Source organism: Bradyrhizobium sp. CSA207, assembly GCF_029051685.1.
In the GTDB taxonomy this organism is placed as follows: domain Bacteria; phylum Pseudomonadota; class Alphaproteobacteria; order Rhizobiales; family Xanthobacteraceae; genus Bradyrhizobium.
In genome coordinates this window covers 1-3123 of sequence record NZ_JAACFT010000089.1, presented here as the reverse complement: position 1 = coordinate 3123, position 3123 = coordinate 1, and the positions used below count along the sequence as shown (strand labels likewise).

The following is a 3123-nucleotide window of genomic DNA, read 5'->3' as shown; positions in this document are numbered from 1 at the left end:
GAGCTATCGCCGAAAGTTGGTGACGGAGGGAATCGGAAAGGCGGCATATCGTGGGGGTGCTTGACGCCTCCACTTCTCCACCGAAGGAGCGATATGCCGTGTCCAACGATAACATCATCCAGCTGATTCAGCCAGGAAACGTCGCCGATCAACTCACAGAAGTCTTGCGCAGCGGGGCACGTGCCCTTCTCGCCCAGGCGGTCGAGGCCGAGGTCGAGGACTTTCTCGGCCAGCATGCCGATTTGAAGACCCCGGACGGCCACCAGCGCGTCGTCCGCCACGGCCACCTGCCGGAGCGCGAGGTGATGACCGGATCGGCCCGGTCGCCGTCCGCCAGCCGCGTGTGCGCGATCGCGAGGCCGCGGCCGCCGATCCTGGCCGCATCCGGTTCTCGCCGGCGATCCTGCCGCCCTACATGCGCCGGTCGAAGTCGATCGAGACGCTGCTGCCGATCCTTTATCTGAAGGGAATCTCGACCGGCGATTTCTCCGAAGCTCTGGCGGCGCTGCTCGGCAGGGATGCTGCCGGGTTGTCGGCATCCGCCATCGGTCGCCTGAAGGACGGCTGGCTCGACGAGCACATCGCATGGCAGAAGCGCGATCTGTCGGCGAAGCGCTACGTTTACATCTGGGCCGATGGCATCCATCTCGAAGCCCGCCTCGAAAACGAGAAGCAGTGCATCCTCGTGCTGATCGGCGCGACGCCGGAAGGCCGCAAGGAACTGGTCGGCTTTACCGATGGCGCCCGCGAAAGCGCGCACGACTGGCGCGATCTGTTGCTCGATCTGAAGCGGCGCGGGCTCGACGTGCCGCCACAGCTCGTCATCGCCGATGGCGCACTCGGGTTCTGGAAGGCCGCCGGTGAGGTCTGGCCGAAAACGCGCGAGCAGCGCTGCTGGGTCCACAAGACCGCCAACGTGCTCGCCAAATTGCCGAAGAGCCAGCAGCCGAAAGCCAAACGCGCGTTGCAGGAGATCTGGATGGCCGAAACCAAGGCCGCCGCCGAGCTGGCGTTCGACGCCTTCATCAAGAGCTACTTGCTGAAATACGAGAAGGCGGCCGACTGCCTCGCTAAGGATCGAGACACGCTGCTCGCTTTCTACGACTTCCCGGCCGAGCACTGGAAACACTTGCGGACGACGGATGAGATCGACAAGCAGTTTTTAGCGGGCTCCGGAAGATGCATTCTTTTGTTCGACCGCGCCGCCGGCATTCTTCCGTCCCGACCGCCCTTCTCGCAGCTGCCGCGCGCAGGGGCGGTCAAGGCTGGCCGCAGTTTGCGGCCACCGCAAGGCTCGGCCTTGACCGGCCCGAGCACGGCGGCATCCTCGATCGGATCGGGCCTGGAAAGAAACAGGACTCACCGGCCCAGTGTCCCAGGGGGATGGGAACTAGCCCGAACGGCGATTGTTATTGTCGTGCGCGGGTGACCTCGTGGCGAAGAGCGGCGCGTCGGCTGTAAGCGTCGCCGGGCAGCCCTATCTGTGTCCTGCCGGGTTGAGGCGCCCGCGCGCCTTTTCTTTTGGCGGGCGCGGGCGCCAGGCTTCGACAAAGTGCTCATACCTTCTCTGCGCTTGCTCGGCGACGTGCATCTCCTGATCGCGGAGTTGTTTGATATTGTACGCGTAGGCAGGGCCGCGCGTGTTGCCTTTGTTCTGCGCTCGGCCAGCCTGTAACTCCATGCCGCGCATCTTGTGAGCGACAAGACTGGGGCGGGCCCAGAGGTAATCCTCTTCGTTCGTCAGCAGATGCCAGCACAGGACGGTCAGCTTGCGCGCTACGGCGACGGCGGCCACCTGATGGCCCCGTCTGGCGCGGATGCGCACGAAGAAAGCGTGGAGCGGTCCGGGTGTCTTGGCGGCAGCCCAGGCGGCTTCTACCAGCATGGCCCGGGCGTGGCTACGTCCGACCTTGCTGATCCGGCCGTGATGAGCGGCACCGAGGCCCGACTGGTGCACACGCGGATTGAGCCCGAGGTAGCTGACCAGTTTCTGCGGGCTCTTGAAACGCGTGATATCGCCAATTGCCGCCATCAACCCGGCCGCCACCGCCAGATTGACGCCGGTGATCGTCAGCAGCCGCCTGACCGAGCCGTCGTCCAGGCTGTTTGTGGCGATCTCCCGATCGAGGATCGTGAGATCTTCGGCGAGCCGATCGAGCTCGCGCACATGCCGCTCAATAGCATCCCGTTCGTCGTCGGGTACTGGCTGGTGCGCCAGCCAATCGCGGCCGCGGCCGTTGAATAAATCTGCGTGCGGACATTTTGGGATCAGGTGCGCGTGAAGGATTGCGTGCACTTCGTTCTTGATCCGGGTCCGATGCCGCACGACCTGGTAACGCCGGGCGATCAGCCTGCGCAGCCGTTCTGTGGCCGCGTCCGGCGTCCAGATTTCCGGCAGATAGCCGACCGCGTACAAGCTGGCCAGCGTGCCCGCGTCGACCTTGTCGGTCTTCACATGGGCATGCGCGATTGCCTTCACCTGCAATGGGTTGGCGATGACCACCCGCTTCACGAACGGCGACAGCACCCGTGACACCGCCATGCAGTTGCCGGTCGCTTCGATCACCACCTCGTCTATCGGTTGAACGCTTTTGCCAAAGCCTTCCAGTGCCGTGCGGGTCATATCGACGCGACCGGCCGGTCGAAGTCTGCCATCTTCCCAGAAAACCACCTCGCCGAAAGTTCGGTGGATATCCATTCCGATTATGCGTCGCATTTACACCTCCTGTCATATGACGGGAACGGTGGGCGACACGACAACTACGGATCCGCGCTCACGGCGCAACCGGGCTAGTCGTAGAGGCGGCCAGCTACTAACTCGAGCTCGCAGCTCATCGTACGCATCGGCCTGCCCACACCTTCGTGCTCCCGGTGCCTCTGTCCCGGATGGTCGCACCATACGCCACGATCTTGAAAACCGCAGCCGAACATCAGCACCGAGAATCTTATACCGGTTACCAACCCCATCGAAAGCACCTTCGCCACCGTGCGCCACCGCACGATCCGATCGAAGGGCTGTCTATCCAACAAGACGGCGCTCGCGATGGTCTTCAAACTGGTCGAGGGCGCGCAGAGAACCTGGCGTCGTCTCGACGGTCATAACCAGTTGCCAAAACTCGTTCT

General features: G+C 63.5%; 1 protein-coding gene and 2 pseudogenes. 2 read left to right on the top strand and 1 reads right to left on the bottom strand.

The features are described 5' to 3' along the window. Window positions 1-98: 98 nt before the first annotated feature. A pseudogene (locus tag GWG65_RS39985) lies at window positions 99-1153 on the top strand (IS256 family transposase); the annotation flags it as partial. A gap of 324 nt (window positions 1154-1477) precedes the next feature. Here GWG65_RS39985 and GWG65_RS39980 read toward each other — a convergent pair. Then, window positions 1478-2698 (bottom strand): IS110 family transposase, encoded by a 1221-nt coding sequence (locus GWG65_RS39980; RefSeq protein ID WP_275200884.1) that lies wholly within the window; start codon window positions 2696-2698, stop codon window positions 1478-1480. Window positions 2699-2956: 258 nt separating this feature from the next. Between GWG65_RS39980 and GWG65_RS39975 the strand changes: the two are divergent. After that, window positions 2957-3123: pseudogene (locus GWG65_RS39975) on the top strand (IS256 family transposase); the annotation flags it as partial.